At 58.8% G+C, this 21,864-nt stretch carries 26 protein-coding genes; 11 read left to right on the plus strand and 15 right to left on the minus strand.

Annotated elements, in window-relative coordinates; translation table 11 throughout:
* Nucleotides 1–63: 63 nt before the first annotated feature.
* Both rimM and fsa read right to left on the minus strand, forming a co-directional pair.
* Nucleotides 64–600 (minus strand): ribosome maturation factor RimM, encoded by a 537-nt coding sequence (gene rimM / locus PQU94_RS01525; protein ID WP_272739731.1) that lies wholly within the window; start codon nt 598–600, stop codon nt 64–66.
* Entirely contained in the window at nt 600–1,253 is a 654-nt protein-coding gene (gene fsa / locus PQU94_RS01530) for a fructose-6-phosphate aldolase (RefSeq protein ID WP_272739732.1), read from the minus strand. The genes rimM and fsa overlap by 1 nt, the downstream gene beginning before the upstream one ends.
* Nucleotides 1,254–1,344: 91 nt before the next feature.
* On the opposite strand from fsa, the gene rimO reads away from it, so the two are divergent.
* Nucleotides 1,345–2,757, plus strand: coding sequence for a 30S ribosomal protein S12 methylthiotransferase RimO (gene rimO / locus PQU94_RS01535; RefSeq protein WP_272739733.1), 1,413 nt, complete (start codon nt 1,345–1,347; stop codon nt 2,755–2,757).
* A gap of 1 nt (nt 2,758) precedes the next feature.
* Here rimO and PQU94_RS01540 read toward each other — a convergent pair whose 3' ends face one another.
* On the minus strand, nt 2,759–3,226 hold the full coding sequence (locus PQU94_RS01540; RefSeq protein ID WP_272739734.1) for a hypothetical protein: 468 nt from the start codon (nt 3,224–3,226) through the stop codon (nt 2,759–2,761).
* Nucleotides 3,227–3,331: 105 nt separating this feature from the next.
* On the opposite strand from PQU94_RS01540, the gene PQU94_RS01545 reads away from it, so the two are divergent.
* From PQU94_RS01545 to PQU94_RS01560, 4 genes are all read left to right on the plus strand, one after another.
* Nucleotides 3,332–3,757, plus strand: a complete 426-nt coding sequence (locus tag PQU94_RS01545) for an Hsp20 family protein (RefSeq protein WP_272739735.1) — start codon at nt 3,332–3,334, stop codon at nt 3,755–3,757.
* Nucleotides 3,758–3,853: 96 nt separating this feature from the next.
* Nucleotides 3,854–5,389 (plus strand): succinyl-CoA:acetate CoA-transferase ScpC, encoded by a 1,536-nt coding sequence (gene scpC / locus PQU94_RS01550; protein WP_272739736.1) that lies wholly within the window; start codon nt 3,854–3,856, stop codon nt 5,387–5,389.
* Between the two features lie 43 nt (nt 5,390–5,432).
* Nucleotides 5,433–6,506: a helix-turn-helix domain-containing protein gene (locus PQU94_RS01555; protein ID WP_272739737.1), complete on the plus strand. Its 1,074-nt coding sequence runs from the start codon at nt 5,433–5,435 to the stop codon at nt 6,504–6,506.
* Nucleotides 6,507–6,600: 94 nt separating this feature from the next.
* Entirely contained in the window at nt 6,601–7,314 is a 714-nt protein-coding gene (locus PQU94_RS01560) for a CPBP family intramembrane glutamic endopeptidase, BDIM_20840 family (protein WP_272739738.1), read from the plus strand.
* Between the two features lie 131 nt (nt 7,315–7,445).
* Here the strand turns inward: PQU94_RS01560 and ptsN are convergent, their stop codons facing one another.
* The 7 genes from ptsN to PQU94_RS01595 all read right to left on the minus strand — a co-directional run bounded on the left by ptsN (nt 7,446) and on the right by PQU94_RS01595 (nt 13,484).
* Complete coding sequence (gene ptsN / locus PQU94_RS01565) at nt 7,446–7,919, minus strand: PTS IIA-like nitrogen regulatory protein PtsN (protein ID WP_272739739.1); 474 nt, start codon at nt 7,917–7,919, stop codon at nt 7,446–7,448.
* Between the two features lie 263 nt (nt 7,920–8,182).
* Nucleotides 8,183–8,806 carry a ribosome hibernation-promoting factor, HPF/YfiA family gene (gene hpf / locus PQU94_RS01570; RefSeq protein ID WP_272739740.1) on the minus strand — a complete coding sequence of 208 codons (624 nt, stop codon included), beginning with the start codon at nt 8,804–8,806 and terminating at the stop codon, nt 8,183–8,185.
* Nucleotides 8,807–9,086: 280 nt separating this feature from the next.
* A complete protein-coding gene (gene rpoN / locus PQU94_RS01575) occupies nt 9,087–10,595 on the minus strand; it encodes an RNA polymerase factor sigma-54 (RefSeq protein ID WP_272739741.1) in 1,509 nt (502 codons plus the stop codon).
* A gap of 186 nt (nt 10,596–10,781) precedes the next feature.
* Nucleotides 10,782–11,573 (minus strand): LPS export ABC transporter ATP-binding protein, encoded by a 792-nt coding sequence (gene lptB, locus PQU94_RS01580; RefSeq protein WP_272739742.1) that lies wholly within the window; start codon nt 11,571–11,573, stop codon nt 10,782–10,784.
* Nucleotides 11,573–12,094 carry a lipopolysaccharide transport periplasmic protein LptA gene (lptA, locus tag PQU94_RS01585; RefSeq protein WP_272739743.1) on the minus strand — a complete coding sequence of 174 codons (522 nt, stop codon included), beginning with the start codon at nt 12,092–12,094 and terminating at the stop codon, nt 11,573–11,575. The genes lptB and lptA overlap by 1 nt, the downstream gene beginning before the upstream one ends.
* Nucleotides 12,095–12,120: 26 nt before the next feature.
* Nucleotides 12,121–12,777 (minus strand): LPS export ABC transporter periplasmic protein LptC, encoded by a 657-nt coding sequence (lptC, locus tag PQU94_RS01590; protein WP_272739744.1) that lies wholly within the window; start codon nt 12,775–12,777, stop codon nt 12,121–12,123.
* Nucleotides 12,778–12,863: 86 nt separating this feature from the next.
* Complete coding sequence (locus PQU94_RS01595; protein ID WP_272739745.1) at nt 12,864–13,484, minus strand: ribonuclease D; 621 nt, start codon at nt 13,482–13,484, stop codon at nt 12,864–12,866.
* A 194-nt stretch (nt 13,485–13,678) separates the two neighbouring features.
* Here PQU94_RS01595 and PQU94_RS01600 point away from each other — a divergent pair, with 194 nt between their 5' ends.
* From PQU94_RS01600 to PQU94_RS01610, 3 genes are all read left to right on the plus strand, one after another.
* Nucleotides 13,679–15,349: an MFS transporter gene (locus PQU94_RS01600; RefSeq protein ID WP_272739746.1), complete on the plus strand. Its 1,671-nt coding sequence runs from the start codon at nt 13,679–13,681 to the stop codon at nt 15,347–15,349.
* Between the two features lie 228 nt (nt 15,350–15,577).
* Nucleotides 15,578–16,378, plus strand: a complete 801-nt coding sequence (xth, locus tag PQU94_RS01605; protein ID WP_272739747.1) for an exodeoxyribonuclease III — start codon at nt 15,578–15,580, stop codon at nt 16,376–16,378.
* Nucleotides 16,375–16,839, plus strand: coding sequence for a hypothetical protein (locus PQU94_RS01610; protein WP_272739748.1), 465 nt, complete (start codon nt 16,375–16,377; stop codon nt 16,837–16,839). Before xth ends, PQU94_RS01610 begins: the two co-directional genes overlap by 4 nt.
* 33 nt (nt 16,840–16,872) lie before the next feature.
* On the opposite strand, the gene PQU94_RS01615 is transcribed toward PQU94_RS01610, so the two are convergent.
* From PQU94_RS01615 to PQU94_RS01625, 3 genes are read right to left on the minus strand one after another with little or no spacing between them, the layout of a single operon-like run.
* Nucleotides 16,873–17,214 carry a DUF3052 domain-containing protein gene (locus PQU94_RS01615; protein ID WP_272739749.1) on the minus strand — a complete coding sequence of 114 codons (342 nt, stop codon included), beginning with the start codon at nt 17,212–17,214 and terminating at the stop codon, nt 16,873–16,875.
* 58 nt (nt 17,215–17,272) lie between these two features.
* Nucleotides 17,273–17,701: a ribonuclease E inhibitor RraB gene (locus PQU94_RS18135; protein ID WP_272739750.1), complete on the minus strand. Its 429-nt coding sequence runs from the start codon at nt 17,699–17,701 to the stop codon at nt 17,273–17,275.
* Nucleotides 17,702–17,746: 45 nt separating this feature from the next.
* Nucleotides 17,747–18,430: a response regulator transcription factor gene (locus PQU94_RS01625; protein ID WP_013477663.1), complete on the minus strand. Its 684-nt coding sequence runs from the start codon at nt 18,428–18,430 to the stop codon at nt 17,747–17,749.
* 54 nt (nt 18,431–18,484) lie between these two features.
* Here PQU94_RS01625 and PQU94_RS01630 point away from each other — a divergent pair, with 54 nt between their 5' ends.
* Nucleotides 18,485–18,994 (plus strand): L,D-transpeptidase family protein, encoded by a 510-nt coding sequence (locus tag PQU94_RS01630; RefSeq protein WP_272739751.1) that lies wholly within the window; start codon nt 18,485–18,487, stop codon nt 18,992–18,994.
* A gap of 32 nt (nt 18,995–19,026) precedes the next feature.
* Here the strand turns inward: PQU94_RS01630 and PQU94_RS01635 are convergent, their stop codons facing one another.
* The gene (locus PQU94_RS01635) at nt 19,027–19,692 is read right to left on the minus strand and encodes a YggS family pyridoxal phosphate-dependent enzyme (RefSeq protein ID WP_272739752.1); all 666 of its coding nucleotides are present in this window, start codon (nt 19,690–19,692) and stop codon (nt 19,027–19,029) included.
* On the opposite strand from PQU94_RS01635, the gene PQU94_RS01640 reads away from it, so the two are divergent.
* A complete protein-coding gene (locus PQU94_RS01640; RefSeq protein ID WP_272739753.1) occupies nt 19,686–20,327 on the plus strand; it encodes a thiamine phosphate synthase in 642 nt (213 codons plus the stop codon). The two genes, PQU94_RS01635 and PQU94_RS01640, sit on opposite strands and share 7 nt — an antisense overlap.
* Here the strand turns inward: PQU94_RS01640 and PQU94_RS01645 are convergent, their stop codons facing one another.
* Nucleotides 20,328–20,741: an NtrZ family periplasmic regulatory protein gene (locus PQU94_RS01645; protein ID WP_272739754.1), complete on the minus strand. Its 414-nt coding sequence runs from the start codon at nt 20,739–20,741 to the stop codon at nt 20,328–20,330.
* A gap of 526 nt (nt 20,742–21,267) precedes the next feature.
* Here PQU94_RS01645 and PQU94_RS01650 point away from each other — a divergent pair.
* Nucleotides 21,268–21,762 (plus strand): DUF3576 domain-containing protein, encoded by a 495-nt coding sequence (locus PQU94_RS01650; protein ID WP_272739755.1) that lies wholly within the window; start codon nt 21,268–21,270, stop codon nt 21,760–21,762.
* Nucleotides 21,763–21,864: the final 102 nt, after the last annotated feature.

Raw genomic sequence — 21,864 nt, forward strand, 5'->3', positions numbered from 1 at the left:
ATAAGATTTCAGGCCTGTCCGCGTCAACGAACAGGCCTGAAAAAGGTTCTAACTTTTGGCGTATCAATGATCAGTCTGAGGGTCTGGCTCTGCCGGAACGATCACCTCATCCGGCGGCGCAATCACCACATAGCCTGCGCCGATATTCACCTCCGGCACGTTTTCACGGGTGAACATCAGGAAATAACTGGCGCCGCCTTTGGGCTGGATGTCGAGCAGATCTCCGGCGCCAAAATCCTCAACGCCTTTGAGCCGTCCGATCACGGACCCATCGGTGCCACGAACTTCAAGGCCAATCAGGTCGGTGATATAGAAATCGTCCTCGTCCTCGACTTCGGGCAGGTCTTCGCGGCGCACATAGAGTTTCATTCCCTTAAGCGCATCGGCCTTGTCCTTGTCGCTTATGCCTTCGGCCTTAACGACCAAAGCGCCCTTATGCACACGCGCCGCCGTAATCACCAGTGCAGGTTCGCCGCGCGGGTTATAAAGGGGATTATACTCCAGTACGCTCAGCGGATCGTCCATATGGCTGATCAGCTTGAATTCGCCGCGCACACCGAAGCTGGCGGCGACCTGGGCCACGAAAACCAGTTCCGTCATCAGAGAATGCTTTGGCCCGTGCTGGCCCAGTCGGCGAGGAAGGTTTCCAGACCCTTGTCGGTCAGGTCGTGCTGGAACATGGCCTTGATGACCGCGGGCGGCAGGGTGGCGCAATCGGCCCCCGCAATGGCGGCCTGAGCGACGTGGGTAGTGTTGCGCAAGGACGCGGCGAGGATGGCCGTTTCAAACTCATAATTATCGAACACGGTGCGGATATCGCGGATCAGCTGCATCCCGTCTTCACCGCGATCGTCCAGACGCCCGACGAAGGGAGATACGAAGGTCGCCCCGGCCTTGGCGGCCAGGAGCGCCTGCGTCACCGAGAAACACAGGGTGACATTGGTCATCAGGCCCTGATCGGAAAAGACGCGCGTGGCTTTCAGGCCATCAACAGTGAGCGGCACCTTGATCACCACATTGTCGGCGATCTTGGCGAGTTTTTCGCCCTCGGCCACCATCTGCTCGAATTCCGTGGCCGCGACCTCGGCCGAAACCGGACCGTCAATCATGGCGCAGATTTCCCTGGTGACCTCAAGGATATTGCGGCCCGACTTGGCGATCAGGGTCGGGTTGGTGGTCACGCCGTCGATCAGGCCCGTCTCATTGAGTTCGGCCAGAAGCGCGGTGTCGGCAGTGTCGGCAAAGATCAGCATGGTTTTTCCTTGGGCGTCTTTGTGTTTGGAGGCATTTGCGTGTATGAGGCCGCATTAATCCGTATAACAGAGCAAGTTCAAGTTTTTTTGCATGAGTAACGCCCCCGCCACTTCTGACGCCCCCAAGGTCGGTTTTGTCTCGCTCGGCTGCCCAAAGGCGCTGGTCGATTCCGAACGCATACTGACGCGCCTGAAAGGCGAAGGCTATGCCACGGCCGCCGAATATGCCGGGGCCGATGTGGTGGTGGTCAATACCTGCGGCTTTCTGGATTCGGCGCGCGACGAAAGCCTGAATGCCATTGGCGAAGCTCTGGCCGAAAACGGCAAGGTGGTGGTGACTGGCTGTCTGGGGGCCGAAGCCGACCTGATCCGCGAACGCTTTCCCAATGTCGCCGCCGTCACCGGGGCGCATCAGTACGAAGAGGTGATGGAGGCGGTGCGCCGCATAGTGCCCGCTAAGCCCGACCCCTTCCGCCCGCTGGTGCCGGAGAATGATCCCGGCGTAAGACTGACGCCCAAACACTATGCCTATCTGAAGATTTCCGAAGGTTGCGACCACCGCTGTTCCTTCTGCATCATCCCCTCCCTGCGCGGTGATCTGGCCTCGCGGCCAGTTGATGAGGTCTTGCGCGAGGCCGAGGTTCTGGCTGCCAATGGCGTCAAAGAGCTGCTGGTCGTTTCGCAGGACACCTCGGCCTATGGGCTCGATATTCGCTATGCCGAAGGCCGCTGGCGCAATGATTACTATAAGGCGTCGTTCGAAGACCTGTCGCGGGGCCTGGGTGAATTGGGTATCTGGGTGCGGATGCACTATGTCTATCCTTACCCGCACGTGAACAGCGTCATCCCACTGATGGCCGAAGGCAAGATCCTGCCCTATCTGGATATTCCGTTCCAGCACGCCAGCCCGAAGGTACTGAAGGCCATGCGCCGCCCCGGTAATCAGGACAAGACGCTCGAGCGCATCTTAAGCTGGCGCGAGATCTGTCCGGACCTGACGCTGCGTTCGACCTTCGTTGTCGGCTTCCCCGGTGAGACCGAGGCCGACTTCAACCTGCTGCTCGACTGGCTGGAAGCGGCGCAGATCGACCGGGTTGGGGCCTTTGCCTACGAAAACGTCGAAGGCGCCGCCGCGCGCGACCTGCCAGACCACGTCCCAGAGGAGGTCAAACAGGACCGCCTGGCGCGCTTTATGGCTGTAGCGTCGCGCATCTCGGCGCAGAAGCTGCAAAACAAGGTCAGTCAGGTGGTCGATGTGCTGGTGGACGAAATCCGCTCAGACGGCGTCGCGGTGGCGCGCACCAAGGGCGATGCGCCGGAAATCGACGGCCATATCTACCTGAAAGGCTTTACCGGCCTGAGCGTCGGTGACTATGCGAAGGCCAAGGTGACGCGCGCCGATGCCTACGACCTGTGGGGCGAACCGGAAGGGCTGATCAAGCTCAACCGCGTGCCGACGGCGCGTCCGGCGGGGCGCACGCACCGGCTGATTTCGCGGATTTAGTTCAGGGTACCAGCCAGAACCCGAACCGTGAAATCGGGTGCGCGATATCTTTCAGCGGCCAGCCATGCTGCGCCGCCAGGGCCTTAAGCGTGCGTCGCGGGGCCAGCACCCAGCAACGTTGCGACAGGTGCCATCCGTCTTGGCTGTGCGATTTCGGAATGAAATAGAGGTCGTGCGCGTCCATCTCGATACTGTCGATCTGATCCAGCGGCAGGGCCTTATGATCCGGAGAGATGAATTCGCGGCGTTCGGGGTCATAGCTGAACAGGGGCTTGTTCAGCACGCTCAGGCTGATCATGCCAAACAGCAAAAGGCCCAGAATTAACACCCCAATCCCCTTGCCTTGCGTTATCATAAGTGCCGCCCAGAAGGGCGAGATCAGCATCAGGGCGATGGTATAGGTGTTGAGCAAGGTCGCGCTCCAGCGCACCTCGACCACAGCTGTTTCAGGCGTTTCGTCAGACTTCATACCTGATGCCATATCCTGAACCGAGGCAGCATTCCACCTGCATTTTACCATCCACACCTTGCGGCGACCTGGGGGAGGACGCATATCGGAAACGCGGAGGAAGCGATGTCCCGGTTTATAGTGTTCGACAGCCCGTTCCTGCTGGGGTTCGATGAGACCCGCAGCCTGATCGAGCGCGTCAGCCGCGCTTCCGACAATTACCCGCCTTATAATGTCGAAGCCCTTTCGGCCAATCACCTGCGCCTGACCGTGGCGGTGGCGGGTTTCACCCCCGATACGCTGCGTCTCAGCCTGCAAGGGCCACAACTGACGCTTCAGGCGTTTAAGGATCCGGGCAAGGAGCCGTCAGAGGCCGAACCGCGCGAATTCATCCATCGGGGCATCGCGCAGCGCGGGTTTACGCGCAGCTTCGTCGTCGGCGAAGGGTTTGAGGTCGAGGGCGCGGTAATGGAATACGGTTTGCTGCACATCGACCTCAAGCGGCCTCACGCGCCGGAGGATGTGCGCATCATCCCCATTAAAGCGCGGTGATTTCACCTATGCGCATTTAGTCGCACCAGCGAAAAACGCCTTGCGCGGGCTTGCGGCACAGAGTCATTACTTCCGGACAACCCGGAGTATGCGTTTATGAACGGCCAGATTTCCACCCCTGCCCAAGCGATGGACAGCGAAATCCTTGCGCGTATTCGCTGCCCTGATCTGCTGACGCGCATTGCCACGCCAGACCAGGCCGCCAGCCTGATCCACGACGGCATGACCCTCGGCCTGAGCGGTTTCACCCGTGCCGGTGACGCCAAAGCGGTGCCTTTGGCCCTGGCCGAGCGCGCTAAAACCCACCCTATGAAACTTACGGTCATTACCGGGGCCTCGCTGGGGCACAATACCGATAAACTGCTATATGAGGCCGGGCTGCTCGCACGACGGATGCCGTTTCAGGTTGACGACACCCTGCGTGCCGCCATCAATCGCGGCGAGGTGATGTTCATCGATCAACACCTGTCTGAAACGGTCGAAGCCCTGCGTTCGCGGCAGGTCGGCCCGGTCGATTTGGCGGTGATCGAGGCCGTGGCCATCACCGAAGACGGCGGCATCGTGCCCTCCACCTCGGTCGGCAACAGCGCCTCGTTCGCTATACTGGCGCCTAAGGTGATCATCGAGCTGAACCTCACCTATTCGGCGGCCATGGAAGGAATGCACGACATCTATATCCCGGCCAAACGCCCGTCGCGCACGCCCGTGCCGGTCGTCACCTGCGACAGCCGCGTCGGCACGCCCTATATCCCCATCGACCCCGCCAAGATCGCCGCTATCGTCATCACCCGAGAGGGCGACAGCCCCGCCCGCGTCGCGACACCCGACCCGGCGACCACCGCCATCGGCGCGTATCTGGTCGATTTTCTGCAAAACGAAGTCAGGCAGGGCCGTCTGCCACCATCTCTCAACCCCATTCAGGCCGGCATCGGTGTTATCGCCAATGCGGTCTTAAGCGAGTTGAACCGCTCGGACTTTCATAATCTGCGCATGTATTCCGAGGTGTTGCAGGATTCGACTTTTGAACTGATCGATTCGGGCAAGCTGCTCTATGCCTCCGGCTGTTCGGTGACGCTAAGCGCAGCATGGGCGGAGCGCGTCTTCAATCACATTAACGCCTATCGCGATCGCATCATCCTGCGGCCACAGGAAATTTCCAACCATCCGGAAGTCATCCGCCGCCTCGGCATCATCGCCATCAATACGGCGCTGGAATTCGATCTTTATGGCAATGTCAACTCAACCCATGTCAGCGGAACCCACATGATGAACGGCATTGGTGGCTCGGGCGATTTCGCCCGCAATGCCTATCTGTCGATCTTCGTCGCCAAGTCGCAGGCCAAGGCCGGGGCCATATCCGCCGTAGTGCCTATGGCCAGTCACGTCGACCATACGGAGCACGATGTCGATATACTGGTGACGGAAAACGGACTGGCAGATTTACGCGGTCTGGCCCCGCGCGAACGGGCGCGTCAGGTCATCGCCCATTGCGCCCACGCCGATTTCCGCGACCTGCTGAACGATTATTTCGATCGCGCCTGCCGCGAGCGCGGTGGGCAGACCCCGCACCTGTTGTCTGAGGCCTTGAGCTGGCACGAACGCTACCTTCGCACCGGCCATATGAAACCCTAAGCGCTCATATTGCAGCCCGGCATTTCGGCTCTATAGTGGTCGAATGTATCTGGGCCAGCTTGACGTCGCGATCCGGGCAGGGGCTAGCGTTACCATCCTGCTTCTGGGCTGGCTTCTGCTGGCCCAGCGCCGACAGGCTGGCCTGCCGGCCGTCCTGTTCGCACCCCTGGCCCTGTGCCTTACAGGCTTTGTTGTCACCAACAGCCCACTTGCTTCGCTGACCCCAACGGGGGCCATAGGCAGGCTCGCGCACACGGTGAGCGGCTTCACCGTCATCTTTCTATGGTGGTTCTGTCTGTCATGCTTTGACAGGCAGTTTCGCTTGAAAGGCGGCGTGTTGGGCGTTGGCCTGCTTTGGGCTACTATTGCAGCTCTTGATCGCGGACTTTTGGGGGACGCTTTTGCAGACAAGGACTTATCCCGTCTGCTTGTACCGCTTGGCTTTGCGATTGTGGGGCATCTCGTCTGGCGTCTTCTGGGCGAACGTCCAGGTGATTTGATTCCGCAACGTCAGGACGCGCGGATCAGGGTCGCTGCCCTCCTCGGCGGGATGCTGTTCATTGATCTGACGGCCGATACCCTTTTCGGATTTGCCTGGCGTCCGCTGGCCTTCGCCATGATCCAGAACGCGATGCTCCTGAGCTTTGGTCTATGGCTGACAAGCCAGCTTTTGAGCGTGCGCTCCGGCGTCCTGACCTTCAGCGCCGGAACGAACGCCCCCTCCGCGACGGCAATACCTTTAAGACCACACCTGCGCCCAGACGATGAACGCCATCACCGCCTGTTGTCCCTGGTGGAAAAAGACCGCGTGTTCCTCGACCCCGAACTGAGCTTTGCCACCTTTGTTGCGCGCATGGGCACGTCGGAGCGGGCCGTGCGCACGCTGATCAATCAGGAACTGGGCTACGATCATTTCCGCACCTTCCTGAATCATTATCGGGTGGCCGAAGCGCGTCGCCTGCTCAGAGAGCGAGACCCGGCCGAAAAGCTGATTGCCATTGCGCTCGACAGCGGCTTTGCCTCTCTGGCCAGTTTCAACCGGGCCTTCCGCACCATCGAAGGGCGTTCGCCCAGCGACTTCCGCGCCGCTGTGCGTCGGGATGAATCGGGTGCATAGCTGGGTATTGAGGAACGAAAGGACGGCTTTTGAGGAGAGAGACTGGCTAAAAAGCCATAATCTGCGGGGCGTTGCAGACGATGGAGAGGTGCGCATGAACGGGTTGATGGGTTTAGGAGGGACACTGGCGATCCTTCTTGTGCTGGGAGCGGTGATAGGCCTTTTGGATCGACGTCACTTTTCGCCCCTGTGGCTATTGATCGCGGCCCTGCTGGTGGCTGTCAATGACGGCCTTCTCACCCGGGGTTACGGCACAATGCCCGACCTCATCGGTGGAGACTGGAACTGGCAAGGCAAGGGACTGGCCTTGGCCGCGACCCTCGCCCTGATGGCGTTTCCTGTGTTTGGTTTCCGCAATACCGGACTGACGCTGGGGTTAACACCAGACAGTCTTAAGAGCGTGTGGCCGCCGGCACTCCTGTACGCAGCCTTTTTCGTCGCTATTGCCGTAGTCTTTCCGGGAGGCAAGACCAATGCCGAAGAGATCGCCTTCCAACTGACCATGCCCGGCCTTGAAGAGGAACTCTTCTACCGCGGCCTTCTATTGTTCGCGCTCGATCGGGCGTTCACGGGCAGAAAGCGCTTTCTGGGCGTTGATTGGGGCTGGGGGGCGTTTCTGTCCTGCGTCCTGTTCGGCTTGACGCACGCCTTCGGCTTTTCGCACGGCCACTATTCTTTCGACGCCATTACAATGGCCCTGACGGCTATCCCCTCCGTCTTGGCTGTGTGGATTCGTCTGCGGACAGGCAGCGTGCTTCTGCCGGTGGTGCTTCACAACTTCGGCAATTCGATTTCACTGCTGATTTAGAGAGCGTTCGGAAACCGGGTTCGGCGAAGCCAAAAGCGTGAACGGTTTTTCCGCAAAAACATCGCGACAAAAAAATCTAGAGCGAAATGACGTCTTCATTCCACGTCATTTCGCTCTGAAGCGGTGATAACTCAGGCCGCGTGGCTGGTTTCGGTGCGGTTGAGAAGCGCGTAGAGGGCATCGGCCGTATCGACCTGACGCAGTTGCTCGCGCAATTCCTTCTGACGCAGGATGCGCGACACCTTGGCCAGGGCCCGAAGATGCTCGGTACCGGCGTCTTCAGGCGCAAAAAGCGCGAAGATCAGATCGACCGGGACATCGTCGATGGCCTCATAACTGACCGGAGTTTCCAGACGAATGAAGACGCCGTGCATGCGGGTCAGGCCAGGCAGGGCGGCGTGCGGAACCGCTACGCCCTGACCCACACCGGTGGAGCTGAGCTTTTCACGCTCCAGCAGACCCTGAAGGATGGCATCGGCCTCAAGTCCGTAGGCCCCAAGCGTACGCTCTGCCAGGTCAGCGACGATCTGCAAGGCATTGCGCTTGGAATTGGCGCTTACCGGCCCGGCTACACTGTTCCGGTCAAGCACTTCGGTGAGGAACATACCATATCCATCAGTTTGTGGGCACAGGACCGGTAGAGCCATGCGCGGTCATCCGCCGCTCGAACGGCGCTACGCGACCGCGTCAGCCCTTACAGACAGCGCCCGTTCAAGTCAACTTCGGCTCATTTGCCTGTTTATGAAATTTTCGCGGCAGCGCGTCCAGCCGAAGCACGTTTCGATTGAATCCGATCGAAACGTGCTCTGGATACTTCGCTTTGGCGCGCATCTTATCCGCAAAGTGGTCCCACTTTTCGGAATGCGTTTCAGTGCGCCTTACCGTTGAGTTTCGGTTTGGTGCGTTCCGGGTCGATCCAGCCGATATTGCCGTCCGGACGGCGATAGAGCACCGACAGCCCACCATGCCCCGCGTTACGGAACATGATGACCGGGTAGTTGGAAAGCTCCAGCTCGGCCACGGCCTGAGACACACTCAGCGTGCGGATCGCCGCCTCGGTTTCCGCAATGATCATTGGCTGCGGCGGGCTGTTGTGATCCATGCCGTCGTCAAAATCGGTGTCGTCGTCAATCACGTCGCTGCCCTGAATAACGGTCAGCGGCGCCATTTCATGCTTGGTCGGCGCATTGGTCGGATAGTGGTCTTTTAGGCGGCGTTTATAGCGGCGGATACGCTTTTCCATGTGGTCGAGCGTGCCATCAAAAGCCGCATGGGCGTCACCGCCAAAAGCATGCGCAACAAGGGTCTGACCGGAGGCGAGGCGCACCCAGCAGTCGGCCTTAAACTGATGGCCCTGCTTCGAGATCGTCACTTCGGCGGACGCGCCGCCCCGATCAAAATATTTGGTGATACCCGCATTGAGTTCGGTTTCGATGCGCTCCTGAAGCGCGGCACCCAATTCAACTTTTTTCCCGGTAACCTGTATTTGCATGGCGATAACTCGCTCCTTTAATCTGCAAAGACGTCGCCACACTGGAGGGTGGGCGACCTTGAGCCCCAGCCGTGTTTACGGACCGTGGTCCGTCTTCGACTTTACGCTTCTGGGTCCAGATGAAAAATCAAGAAAATGTGTAGGGCCTGCGACCCTAAAACGCAGGCTTCGCCTTGAATTTTAACGGTTAATTACCCACAAACTGCGCCAACGATTGCGCACGTCTACCTCTTGCGCAGGCAGCTCTTTGGGCCCGTGCTGTTCGGCGTATGGCCTAGGTCTAGCGGATCATGCGCTTGCGCTCGACCGAAGACGGGATGCGCAAGGCTTCTCGGTACTTAGCCACGGTGCGGCGGGCAATATCGACACCGGCTTCCTTGAGGATTTCGACGATACGGTCGTCCGACAACACCTCGCCCGATGCCTTTTCGCCCTCGATCAGGTGCTTGATCTTGTGGCGCACCGACTCGGCGGAGTGGGCCTCTGAGCCGTCGGCGGCCGCAATGGCCGAGGTGAAGAAGAATTTGAGTTCAAACACGCCGCGCGGGGTCGAGATATATTTATTGGTAGTGACCCGCGAAATGGTCGATTCGTGCATTCCCACGGCCTCAGCCACGGTTTTAAGGTTCAGCGGGCGCAGGTGCTCAACACCATAGACGAAGAACCCATCCTGCTGACGCACGATTTCCGCCGACACCTTGAGGATGGTGCGCGCGCGTTGATCCAGGCTCTTGATCAGCCAGTTGGCCTGCGACAGACATTCGCTGAGGTAGGTCTTTTCCTGATCCGAACGGGCTGAGTTCACCACCTTGGCGTGATAGCTCTGATCGACCAGCACGCGCGGCAGGGTGTCGCTGTTGAGATCGACACGCCAGCCACCCGACAGGTCCTGACGCACAAAGACATCGGGCACCACGCCGGCCTGCGGTTCGGCACCGAAGGCTGCCCCCGGACGGGGGGTCAGGGCCTTCAGTTCACGGATCATCTCCGCCAGATCTTCGTCATCGACACCACAGACACGGCGCAGCGCGCTCAGATCGCGGCGCGCCAGAAGCTCCAGGTTGTCGATCAGCGCCGCCATGGCCGGATCGAAGCGATTACGCTCGATCAGTTGCAGTTTCAGGCATTCGGGAACAGAACGGGCCATCACGCCGGTCGGCTCAAAGCCCTGACAGACACCCAGGACCTTTTCGATCAGGGCCATGGAACAGCCGAGGCGTTCGGCGATTTCCGTCAGATCGGCGCGCAGGTAGCCGCCTTCATCCACGGCGTCAATTAAGATTTGCGCCACTGCCATTTCAGGGGCGCTGAAACCGGCGATCAGGGCCTGATCCATCAGATGTTCAGCCAGCGTCTTATCGCGGCTCATAGCATGGTCGAGCGTATCGCCGTCGCCATCGAAACCACCGCCCTTGCCGGCGCGGCTCCAATCGACCATCGGACCCTCGCCCATGTCAGCAGACGCTACGGGTTCACGCACCGTCGGCTCATCGTCGCCATAGACGTCGCCTTCAGAGGCGTCGAGATCGGAATTGGCCTGCTGGGTATCGCGGTCCGACAGCTCCAGTTCGCCGCGTTCCTCGCGGGGCGTGTCGTTGTCATTATCCGGTGTGTCGGGGCCGCCTTCGCCGTCTTCGCGAAGCAGAAGGGGGTTGCGCTCCAGCTCGGCCTCGACCACAGCCTCCAGCTCGAGATTCGACAATTGCAGAAGCTTGATCGCTTGCTGCAACTGGGGCGTGATGACGAGCCCCTGCCCTTGTCTAATTTCCAGCCTTTGACCTAATGACATGCGCCGGACGTTAGACGTTAAGACCTTAAATTAGGTTAACCCCTTTCCAAAGGCCGGAAAAAACCAGGAAAAGCCGTGGAAAAGGGATCAGAGCCCGCTATCGAGAGGTAGGAGAGTTTTCGACAAAACATCCAGGCAGACAGATATTCAGAGCAGGATAACGCGTCCATAGACGTTCATCCCGTTCTATCCGTCGAAATCCTCACCCAGATAGACCCGGCGCACTTCGGGGTTATGACGGATCTCGTCCGGCGTACCTTCGAAGAGGACTTCACCAGAGTGGATGATCGAAGCGCGGTCGATAATGTCGAGGGTTTCGCGCACATTGTGGTCGGTGATCAGGATACCGATACCGCGATGTTTGAGATAGCCCACCACGTCGCGGATGTCGGAAATGGCAAGTGGGTCGATACCCGCAAAGGGCTCGTCGAGCAGGATGAAGGACGGATCGCCGGCCAGAGCACGTGCAATTTCCACGCGGCGGCGCTCACCGCCGGACAGGGCCGTCGCCGGCGATTTGCGGATATGGGTGATGTGCAGTTCTTCGAGCAGACGCGTCACCTCGGCTTCAATTTCCGAACGGTTTTTGAGCCGCAGTTCCAGTACAGCCTGAAGATTTTGTTCCACACTCAGACCGCGAAAGATCGACGATTCCTGTGGCAGATAACCGAGGCCCATGCGCGCGCGCTGATACATGGGCTGAGCCGTAATGTCGTGGCCATCCAGACTGATGGTGCCGTAGTCGGGCTGCACCAGACCAGTGATCATGTAGAAGCAGGTCGTCTTGCCGGCGCCGTTGGGCCCGAGCAAACCCACGGCCTCGCCGCGACGCAGGGTTAGCGAGACGGTCTTGACCACCGCCCGCTCCTTATAGGACTTGCCTATGCCTTCGACACGCAGGCCGTCAGCGGTTTCGGGCACGTCAGCGATGCGAATATCGGCGGCGCTGCGGACGTCCAGCGTGGGAAGGGTGACCATTACTGCGACTTCTTTTGCTGATCCGGATAGAAGACCCCGCGCACACGGCTCTTGCTGCCGGTGGTCGGCACGCCGTCCATACTCGATTTTTTGGCCCCGACATTATAGACGAGGCGGCTGCCTTCCATCACGTTCTGACCCTGTTTAAGGACCACATTACCGGTCAGCACCAGCGTGTCGGTGCTCTTGGTATAGACCGCGCGGCTACCCGTCATCACCTGATCGTCCACAACGTAATAGACATTGCCGAGTGCTTCGGCGGTCGAGAGAACGTCCCATTTGCCGGTCGCCTGATTCTGGCCGTAGGTAACAGTGACCTTATCAGCCCGCAACCGGGACGTATCCTGAAGAAATTCGACACTACCCGTAAAGACGGCGGTATGGTTGCCTTCGTCCGCTTCGAACGTATCGGCGGCATAGGCGATGGGGCTGTCCTTGGTCGGCGCAAACTGCGCCCACGCCACCGGCGCCGCCAGCAAGGCGGCCGCCCCCATCACCCACACGGTTGTCCTGATCTGCATGGCCGGATACATCCCTCAAATAAATGTCAGTCTTCGCCGCCCGAAAGCGTGCCGGTCACCTGCTGACCCGGCTTGCCGTAAAATACCACCTTGCGCCCGTTTTGCTCGACGCGAAAGCCCTGGGCATTGACGCTGCCGGTCTGCCAGCGGCCTTCGACCGGCGCATCGCCGCTGATTACGGCATTTTGCAAATCGACGTCTGCCGCCTGGGTGCGCAGCGCCATACCGTTGCCCGACGACAGGGTCACGTCCTTGTTGACGGTGAAACGGCGCCGGGTGTCATCATACACACCGGCCGCCCCCTCCAGAGACGACGGGCGGCTGTTTTCCGACCGGATTTCCAGACGCGGCGCGGTTAGGCTGACGATCTGCGAATTCCGCCCCTTACGCACCGCCTCAAGACCGCGCATCTCATAGCGCTCACCGTTGCGGCTGCGGTCGGTATAAAAGGGGTTGGTCATGCGGATGTCTTCACCACTGGTGGTGTACACATTCATCGAATTGATGACGCTCTGTACCACGATCCACACGATCATAAGCCCGATCATGCCGATAATGAGGCCAGGAAAGATGAGACGAAGACGCGCGATCTTGCGCGAACGCTTTTTCCACGCCAGCGCCTGAACGTTCAGGCGGTGACGGTCGGCAGCAGTGTCGTGCGTCGCGGTGTCGATGGCCGGCATGGCGGCGGTAATCCTTGTCAAGGGCGCTCACGGTTCAGATCGCGCCATGTCTCCAAACGTCGGAGCTCGACGTCGGAGGGCGGGTTTTAGCTCCACGAGTGGGCGAATATATCCGTATCTTCCCAGCCTGCCAAATCCAGTTTGACGCGGTGCGGCAGAAAATCAAAGCAACCCTGCGCCAGTTCGGCGCGGCCTTCGCGCGACAGCATAGCATCGAGCTTTTCCCGAAGCGCATGGAGGTGCAGAACATCGGACGCCGCATAGGCCAGTTGTTCCGTCGAGAGCGTGGCCGCCCCCCAGTCCGAGCTTTGCTGCGCCTTGGAAATATCGACGGCGAGCAGTTCACGCACCAGGTCCTTCAGACCGTGGCGATCCGTGTAGGTGCGCGCCAGCTTGGAGGCGATCTTAGTGCAATAGACCGGCGTGGTAACGACGCCCAGATGCAGCAGGAACATGCCGATGTCAAAACGCCCAAAGTGAAACAGCTTCAACACCTTCGGATCGGTCAGCAGGGCCTTGAGATTGGGACAGTCATAGGTCGGTCGATTAAGCCGTACCACATGCGCATCGCCGTCGCCCGCCGACAACTGCACAACACACAGGCCGTCGCGCCCGAAGCGCAGGCCCATGGTTTCGGAGTCGATGGCCACCACCGCGCCAAGATCCAAGCCGGTGGGAAGGTCGCCTTCATGATAATGGATGGTCACGCTCTCAAAACCTCTGACGATTGTCCTGATGTTCGCCTAAGCCATAGGCCGTGCGCCGTCAATTCCTGTCGGTAGACAGGTATGCGAAACCGATTGTTCGTGCCCATGTGTCTGACACCCCTTGTCACGACGCGCGGCTTCGATCAAATGCGCAGTCAAACACATAAGACGTTTAACAGTATCAGGGTCAGTCGATGCCAGCACACCCCAAGACGGACAAGGTAACGAAGGCCGCCGGCCTGCGAACCATTGTGGCGGCGTCCGCCGCCGGGACGACATTCGAATGGTATGACTTCTTTATCTTCGGGGCCCTGACCTCGATCATTACCAGGAACTTCTTTACCGGGCTTGATGATACCACCGGCATGATCCTGGCGCTTTTGACCTTCGCGCTGGGGTTTCTGTCGCGGCCCTTCGGCGCGCTGCTGTTCGGTCACATTGGCGACCGCAAAGGACGCAAAGGCACATTTCTCTACACTATTTTGCTGATGGGCATGGCCACGGTTCTGATCGGCTTCCTCCCCACCTATGAACAGGCGGGGATATGGTCGCCTCTGCTGTTGGTCGCCCTGCGTATTCTGCAGGGTATCGCCATGGGCGGTGAATATGGCGGAGCGGTGGTCTATGTTGCCGAACACGCCCCGGCCGACAAACGTGGTGCCTACACGGCGTGGATTCAGGCCTCTGCCTCTCTGGGCCTCGTCATCGCCCTGCTGGTCGTCTTTTTGACCCGTACCATCATCAAGGAAGAGGCCTTCGGCGCGTGGGGCTGGCGCATTCCCTTCATTGTTTCATCGGTCCTTCTGGCCATTTCGGTTTATATCCGCGCCAAGACCGCCGAAAGCCCGGCCTTCCGCGCCCTGCACGACAGCGGCAACGTCTCCAAGGCCCCGTTCAAGGAGGCCTTCGGTCAGTGGTCCAACCTGCGACAGGTGCTAATCGCCCTGTTCGGTTTCATGACGGCGCAGGGCGTCGTGTGGTACACTACCTTCTTCTACACTCAGGTGTTTCTGGAAAAGAGCGTCAAGCTGGCGCCCACCACCGTCAACCTGCTGGTGATGGGTATTTCGATCGTCAGCGCGGTGCTCTATGTCTTCTGGGGCAGCCTGTCGGACCGCGTGGGACGCAAACCGGTTATGATCCTGGGCATTGCCATTGCTGTCCTGAGTTTTGTGCCCGGCTTCCACCTGATGGCGCGCTTTGCCAATCCGGCGCTGGACGATGCCGTCAACCGCACGCCGGTGGTCATCTTCGCCGACGCGCGCAAATGTTCGGTGCAGTTTGATCCCGTTGGGAAGGCGCAATTCACCTCCTCCTGCGACCTTGCGAAATCACTGGTGACCAGCCTGGGCGTACCCTATGTCAACAAACCAACTGAGCCGGGGGCGACGTTTGCTACGGTGCAGATCGGTCAGCGCACCGTAGCGGTTCAATCGGGTGACACCCTGTCAAAGGCCGATCTGGCGACGCTGAAAACCAACGCGCTGACCGATCTTAAGGCCGCGCTGAAAGCGGCGGGCTATCCCGAAGCCGCCGATCCCAAACGGGTCAATATTCTGGGCATTTTTTCGGTCCTGTTTGTCTTTACCGTCGGGGCGACGGCCCTCTATGGCCCCATGGCCTCGGCCCTGGTGGAGATGTTCCCCACCCGCATCCGCTACACAGCCCTGTCCCTGCCCTATAACATCGGGACCGGATGGTTCGGGGGGCTTCTGCCTGCCATTTCCTTCGCCATGGTGGCCGGTTCCGGCAATCTGTTCTTCGGCCTGTGGTATCCTGTGATCATCGGCGCCACAGCCATCGTCGTCGCGCTCATCTTTATGAAGGAAACGCGCGGGCGCGATCTGCATACCATGGAAGACTAGTTAGGAAGCCGATGTTCGGAAAATTCGCCTCAACGGCGAAAAAACACGGAAATGTGCATTGAGTTTTTCCACAACCGTGTCATTATTCCCACAGCTCCGGACGGAGTGTAAACGGCGGCATTGACGTCTCCTGTGTGCGTTTTTCCCTTTATCTCTTCGTGTTATGTGCCAAACATCTGACCCGGTCAGTCTCACTGACCGGGTTTTTTTATGCGTCAGGAAGCCCTTATGCGTTTGTCGATTGCCTCATGGAACATCAACTCTGTGCGACTGAGGATTGATCAGGTCATACGTTTTCTCGACTTGGCGCGTCCGGACATCCTGTGCCTTCAGGAAATCAAGTGCCAGAACGGTGAGTTTCCGCGTAAGGCGTTTGAGGAAGCGGGCTATCCGCACATCCTTGTCACCGGTCAGAAGGGGTGGCACGGGGTAGCGCTGGTGTCGAAACTGCCGTTTGAAACCAACGAAATCCTGCCCTTCTGCCGCCGGGGTGAAGCGCGCGTTCAGGGGATAAAGGCAGCCGGCATAGACCTTTGGAATTTCTATATTCCGGCGGGTGGCGATGTCCCCGACCGGGAAGCCAATGACAAGTTCGATCATAAACTTGAATTTTATGAACGCCTGACCGCGTATCTGAAATCCCGCAATCCCGATGCACCCCTTCTGATTGCCGGCGACCTCAATATTGCGCCCGGTGAAAACGACGTGTGGAGCCACCGTCAGATGCTGAAGGTGGTCAGCCATACCCCGCCTGAGCTGGAGGCGTTCGCCAATCTGATGGACGCGGGCGGTTTTCACGACGCCTTCCGCGAACTGTGGCCGGAACCGCAAAAGCTGTTTACCTGGTGGAGCTATCGCGCCGCCGATTTCCGCAAGTCCAATCGCGGGCTACGACTCGATCACCTGCTAATCAATCCCGCCTTGAAGGCGCGTATCACGTCGCCTATAGCCGCCATTATCCACGACCGCGTCCGCGAATGGGACCGGCCGTCGGATCACGCCCCTATTCAGATCGAGTTCGACCTATGACCGAAGACGCCCTGCCGGCAGAAGCCGGGCTACCCGCCGAAATTCTGGCCAAGGCCGATTTCCGTTACAATGAATATGCCTGGAGGATCAAAGACATCCCCGAAGTTATCCGCGCTGCAACCAGGGCCGGATTTATGAGTCTGGGCGGCCAACTTCAGATCCGCATTCCGGACGCCATCGGCGAATGTCACTGGGTCGAAACCGACCCGGCGGGTTTGGCTCCGGCTGACCTGCCTTGGGCAGTGCGTATCCGCATGGTTGAGGAGCTGGCGCTACAGGACTGGGAAGAACTGAAAGCGCATTACGACTTCGCCGAGCAGGTCAGACTGGCCTTTCCGGCGGTACTGGAACCCTATCTGGCCAAGGGCGGTAAGCTGGAAGATGCCCTATGGTTTACGTGGTACGTCATTGACGAGGAAAATGAGCGCCAGCACCGCGAAGCGGAGGGATTGGAAGAATAGCCCTCTCCCCATATCTCGGCAATGGGAGAAGGGTCAGCGTAGCTCCTTGCGTACCATCAGCTTCAAACCCGACCACACGTCGCTGACGGCGCAGACCTTCACATCGACAAAGCCCAGCGGTAGACAGACCTCGCGGATAACGTCTTCAGTAATATCGGTGGGCACTTTTGAAGCCTTCTTGGGCCACGATACCCAGACCATGCCGTCTGGTCTCAGGGCCCTACGCCAATGCGTCAGCGCCGCTTCCAGAATTACACGCTCATTGGTGAAAATGTGCACCAGTTCCGGGTCATCAGCCCCGAACTCCACACCGTCGGGTAACGGTTCAAGCCAGTTGTTATAGTCTTCCGGTGCGCCGACTAAAACCGCACGCATACCCGGTTTGTAACCGAGTTTCCTGGCCAAAGGTGTGCCGGAGTATCCTGCGCTGGATTTAGTCATTGATGTCCCAGCCTTCATAAACCCCTTTGTTGACTTGGACATCATGATCCCAGCGCCACCGTGCGTCCCGCAGAGATTGTCTTTCGGCCATCATTAAAAGGGTGATGGTGACGCGCCACAGCGTCTGATCTGCGTCCAGAGACAGTGTCAAATCCGCCTGAGACTTCACACTGTCCAGAAAAGTCTGCGCCTTTTCTTCTGAAGGAAAGCTGTATCGAAAACGCAATCGCTGAGGCTTTGTCAGATCGAAACCATCGCGCCAAAAAGAATAGGACCTAGCGTAATCATCATCATTGTAAATACTTATCGAATAAGTCTTTACACGATTAAAACCAAAGAACTGTGTCCCCCAGCGAATTAGCCAAGATACGACCAGAAAGCCCGCAATAAGTGCGGCTGTTATCCAAATCGTCTCCCACACAGCTTTTCCCCCAACAAAAAACCGGGACCATCAGGCCCCGGCTTTCTAAAACTGCAACCTGTACCCACCCGCGTCAGTCATCAGCAGACGGGCATTGGCCGGATCAGGCTCGATCTTTTGGCGCAGACGATAGACATGGGTTTCCAGCGTGTGCGTGGTCACCCCGGCATTATAGCCCCACACCTCGGTCAGCAGTTCTTCGCGTGAAATCGGCTTGCCGCCGGCGCGATAGAGGTATTTGAGGATGTTGGTTTCTTTTTCGGTCAGGCGGATCTTCTTCTGCACCTGATCGATCAGCAATTTGAGCGCCGGTTTGAATTCGTAAGGCCCGATGCGGAAGGTCGCGTCTTCGGACGTTTCGTGGCTGCGGACCTGAGCGCGGATACGCGCCAGCAGGACGGCAAAGCGAAACGGCTTGGTGACATAGTCATTGGCCCCCGCATCCAGCCCCAGAATCTGATCGGAATCAGACGCCGCCCCGGTCAGCATGATCACCGGCGTGGTCAGGCCGGATTTACGCAACAGGCGGCAGGCTTCACGCCCATCCATATCCGGCAAATCAACATCCAGCAGGATCAGGTCGGCATTGATGGTCTTCCCAAGGCGGATGCCTTCGGTGCCGTTCGATGCCTGAGTGACCTTGAACTCTTCGTGAAGTTCAAGTTGTTCGGCCAGCGCCTCGCGCAGTTCGTCATCGTCATCAACGATCAGCAGGGTTTTTTGTTGCACCTTAATCCTGTAGCGTTGTGGGTGTTTTTTTCAGTTCAGGGTGTAAACCGGCCTATGGTCAAGATTTTTACCGCATACGCCGAGGGTTTTCTAGTCTTAAACTCAGATAGGGTGCATTGCGCGCTGGGTAAAGGGGGCGTTGTTCCGGCGGCCGACAAAAGAGAAGGCGATCTGCGCTCGCCGCTCGGGATGTGGCCGGTGCGTTATGTCTGGTACCGTCCGGACCGCCTGCCCGTGCCGGAAACCGTCCTTCCGGTAAAGGCCCTGTCGCCCGATGACGGCTGGTGCGACGATGTAAGCAGTAATCTTTATAATCTGCCCGTCAAACTCCCCTTTGATGGATCGCACGAAACGCTGTGGCGCGAGGATCATGTCTATGACCTGATCGTTGTGCTGGGTCATAATGACGACCCGCCGGTCAAGGGGCTGGGCTCAGCCATATTCCTGCATCTGGCGCGTGAGGACTATTCCGGCACCGAAGGTTGCGTGGCGCTCAGTCTGGACCATCTGCGCGAACTGCTGAAAACGGCCGACGCCGAAACCTATGTGGAGATAAGCCGATAATCTCCGCCGTTGCCAAGGCATGGCGAGGCGATTCAGCGCTGACCGAAAATCGCCGTGCCTACGCGGATCTCGTTCGATCCGAAGCGCAGGGCCGTTTCGAAGTCGTCACTCATTCCCATGCTGAGATGCCCGATGCCGTTGCGCTCGGCGATCTTGCGTAACAGGGCGAAATAGGGACCGCGCGGTCCTTCGACCGGCGGAATACACATCAGGCCGCGCGGCTCAAGCCCATAGCTGCGCACTGTCGCGATAAAGGCGTCGGCTTCAGTCGGCAAAATCCCGGCCTTTTGCGCTTCTTCGCCGATATTGACCTGCACATAGATGTGCGGTGAGCGACCCTGCTTTTGTGCCTCATCCGAGATGGCACGGGCGATCTTTTCCCGATCAACGCTTTCGATAATATCGAAAAAAGCCACGGCATCGGCGGCCTTATTGCTTTGAAGCGGGCCGATGAGGCACAATGTCAGATCGGGATATTGATCCTTTACCGGCCTCCAGCGTTCCATCGCTTCCTGCACACGGTTCTCGCCAAATCGCCGATGGCCAGCCTCCAGCACCGGGCGTATAACCTCCCAGGGTTGGTTTTTGGACACCGCGGTTAGGCAAGCGGAATCTTCCGGCCGCCCGGTCAGTTTCAGCGTCTTGTGCAGACCTTTGACAATACGCGCGTAATTTTCCGCCGAAGGTGAAGATGACATACCGAACCCGCTACGCCTTTCTGATGAACCGGGCCAAAGACATAGCCCGCCACGCACATATGTCCAGTGCGAACGGGCGCGACCTGCCTCCTCTGTTTTACCTAACTGATCCCAAACGCACACCGCATCCGGAAGAGATTGTCGCGCACCTGCCTACCGGAGCGGGTGTGATCTACCGCCATTTCGGTGACCCCCATGCCGAGGCCCATGCCCGTGTCTTACGCACCCTGTGCGCCGACAACGGCGTGAGACTTCTGATTGGGCAAGACGACGCTCTCGCCGAAGAGGTGGGGGCCGACGGAGTGCATCTGCCGGAACGGGCACTGTCAAAAGGGCCGGATATACGCGAACGGCACCCGTACTGGCTGATTACCGGCGCCTGTCACGGCTGCGAGACTTTAGATTTGGGAGAGGTCACAGCGCTGGATGGCCTCTTCATTTCACCGATTTTCACCAGTCAGAGCCCGTCGGCAAAGGATATCGCGCCTCTGGGCGTGAAGGGTATCCAGATGTTTTGCGACCTCAGCCCGGTACCGGTTCTGGGTTTAGGGGGGATCAGTGCAGACAATGCCGATCAGTTGACGCACTCCGGACTGGCCGGTTTTGGCGCGATAGACGCGTTTCAGCTTAAATGATCAGAACTTGAATGTGGTTTCCAGACGCACGCGGGGCTGGTCCTTATCGGCCGCCGGATCGCGCGGTTGCAGCGACTTGGTCTTTTCACCGAAGCCGACCGTACCGCCCACGCGCACGGAGGGCGAAATCTTGTAGAAGGCACCCGCGTCCACATCGTTCCAGCCGGACGGGCGTGCCTCGTCCTGGTTGAGATCGAGTTTCAAACCCCAGCGGCCTTTGACGGACCACTGATAGATTTTCGACTGCTGGCGGCTAGCGCCCGTGGTATCGGTGGAAATCGTGCTGAGGCTGAGCGGCGCGGAGCTTTCGCTGGCTTTGGGCTTACTGTTCTGGCTATTAAGCGCATAGGCAGGCATGGAGGCGACGAGCGCCACGGCCATAACCGATACCCCTGCTGCAATAACCCGTTTCATAACACTGCCACATTAGACGATCGGCCCGCAGGCCAGCCACGCTCACTAATCAAGGACACGCCATATATGGGTGATATGACGGATTTTTGAAACCGCCGTCAGCACCGTTTTTTAGCCTGTCCGACCATAGCCTGCACCCTGATTTGGGCACAGATATGTTACACATCGCTTAAAAGCCTGTACCGACGAAATCAATAGTGATCGACGTTATTTGGCAAAGCTGTCAAATTCGCTCAAAAGATGTGATCAAATAGACACGCCGTCTGGCATCCGAAGAGATGCACATTTCGAACCGAATGCGACTTTGCCGCACAACTGCCGCGATTGGGTGCCAGCCTGCCCCGGATTTCGCTCGCGCGCCTCCTGTCGGGAGTCTGGCCAGGCGGGCAAGGCAGGGGCCGGGGGACAAGGAAAGGCTTGTCATACCCCCGTTTGCTCATGCTATAGAGCGGTTAACAGGCCGGGTGCCCATCTGCCTTTCCGGAAGGTGGCGCGTCGGGACAGAATGCGGAGTGGACGACACACTATGAAGACGATCAAGAAGGCGGCTCTGATTACGCTGGCCGCAGCCCTGTCTCTGAGCCTGACGGGCTGCCTGAGCTTAGGCAAGAAGAACGAGACGACCATCGACGCTAAGGCCGAAAAGCGCGGTTTCCTGGGTCTCGGGGGTGCCAAGCCGATCAGCGAACAGGCCAACGCGACGATCGGCGTCAACTCTTATCTGTGGCGCGCCTCGCTCGACACCATTTCGTTCATGCCGCTGGCCTCCGCCGATCCGTGGGGCGGCATCATCGTCACTGACTGGTACGCCAACCCGGAAAAGCCGGATGAGCGTTTCAAGGCCACGGTCTATATCCTTGATACCCGTCTGCGCGCAGACGCTCTGAACGTCTCGCTGTACAAGCAGGTCAATACGGGCGGTCAGTGGGTGGACGCCAGTGTCTCGGCCCAGACCCAGATCGACATCGAAAACGCTATTCTGACGCGCGCGCGTCAGCTGCGTCTGTCCAATGTGAAATAAGCCCTTCTCCGGCTGCAAAATTAAGGGCGTTCGGGCTTTGACCCGGACGCTCTTTTTGTTTATGCCGGACGCCTGTTTTTCGCGCCAATCGCGCTAAAGGTC

This window comes from Asticcacaulis currens (genome assembly GCF_028550395.1).
In the GTDB taxonomy this organism is placed as follows: domain Bacteria; phylum Pseudomonadota; class Alphaproteobacteria; order Caulobacterales; family Caulobacteraceae; genus Asticcacaulis; species Asticcacaulis currens.

Coding starts and splice junctions, on each gene's coding strand:
- rimM (WP_272739731.1), bottom strand. CDS start 600: ATGACGGAACTGGTTTTCGTGGCCCAGGTCGCCGCCAGCTTCGGTGTG.
- fsa (WP_272739732.1), bottom strand. CDS start 1,253: ATGCTGATCTTTGCCGACACTGCCGACACCGCGCTTCTGGCCGAACTC.
- rimO (WP_272739733.1), top strand. CDS start 1,345: ATGAGTAACGCCCCCGCCACTTCTGACGCCCCCAAGGTCGGTTTTGTC.
- PQU94_RS01540 (WP_272739734.1), bottom strand. CDS start 3,226: ATGAAGTCTGACGAAACGCCTGAAACAGCTGTGGTCGAGGTGCGCTGG.
- PQU94_RS01545 (WP_272739735.1), top strand. CDS start 3,332: ATGTCCCGGTTTATAGTGTTCGACAGCCCGTTCCTGCTGGGGTTCGAT.
- scpC (WP_272739736.1), top strand. CDS start 3,854: ATGAACGGCCAGATTTCCACCCCTGCCCAAGCGATGGACAGCGAAATC.
- PQU94_RS01555 (WP_272739737.1), top strand. CDS start 5,433: ATGTATCTGGGCCAGCTTGACGTCGCGATCCGGGCAGGGGCTAGCGTT.
- PQU94_RS01560 (WP_272739738.1), top strand. CDS start 6,601: ATGAACGGGTTGATGGGTTTAGGAGGGACACTGGCGATCCTTCTTGTG.
- ptsN (WP_272739739.1), bottom strand. CDS start 7,919: ATGTTCCTCACCGAAGTGCTTGACCGGAACAGTGTAGCCGGGCCGGTA.
- hpf (WP_272739740.1), bottom strand. CDS start 8,806: ATGCAAATACAGGTTACCGGGAAAAAAGTTGAATTGGGTGCCGCGCTT.
- rpoN (WP_272739741.1), bottom strand. CDS start 10,595: ATGTCATTAGGTCAAAGGCTGGAAATTAGACAAGGGCAGGGGCTCGTC.
- lptB (WP_272739742.1), bottom strand. CDS start 11,573: ATGGTCACCCTTCCCACGCTGGACGTCCGCAGCGCCGCCGATATTCGC.
- lptA (WP_272739743.1), bottom strand. CDS start 12,094: ATGCAGATCAGGACAACCGTGTGGGTGATGGGGGCGGCCGCCTTGCTG.
- lptC (WP_272739744.1), bottom strand. CDS start 12,777: ATGCCGGCCATCGACACCGCGACGCACGACACTGCTGCCGACCGTCAC.
- PQU94_RS01600 (WP_272739746.1), top strand. CDS start 13,679: ATGCCAGCACACCCCAAGACGGACAAGGTAACGAAGGCCGCCGGCCTG.
- xth (WP_272739747.1), top strand. CDS start 15,578: ATGCGTTTGTCGATTGCCTCATGGAACATCAACTCTGTGCGACTGAGG.
- PQU94_RS01610 (WP_272739748.1), top strand. CDS start 16,375: ATGACCGAAGACGCCCTGCCGGCAGAAGCCGGGCTACCCGCCGAAATT.
- PQU94_RS01615 (WP_272739749.1), bottom strand. CDS start 17,214: ATGCGTGCGGTTTTAGTCGGCGCACCGGAAGACTATAACAACTGGCTT.
- PQU94_RS01630 (WP_272739751.1), top strand. CDS start 18,485: ATGGTCAAGATTTTTACCGCATACGCCGAGGGTTTTCTAGTCTTAAAC.
- PQU94_RS01640 (WP_272739753.1), top strand. CDS start 19,686: ATGACATACCGAACCCGCTACGCCTTTCTGATGAACCGGGCCAAAGAC.
- PQU94_RS01635 (WP_272739752.1), bottom strand. CDS start 19,692: ATGTCATCTTCACCTTCGGCGGAAAATTACGCGCGTATTGTCAAAGGT.
- PQU94_RS01645 (WP_272739754.1), bottom strand. CDS start 20,741: ATGAAACGGGTTATTGCAGCAGGGGTATCGGTTATGGCCGTGGCGCTC.
- PQU94_RS01650 (WP_272739755.1), top strand. CDS start 21,268: ATGAAGACGATCAAGAAGGCGGCTCTGATTACGCTGGCCGCAGCCCTG.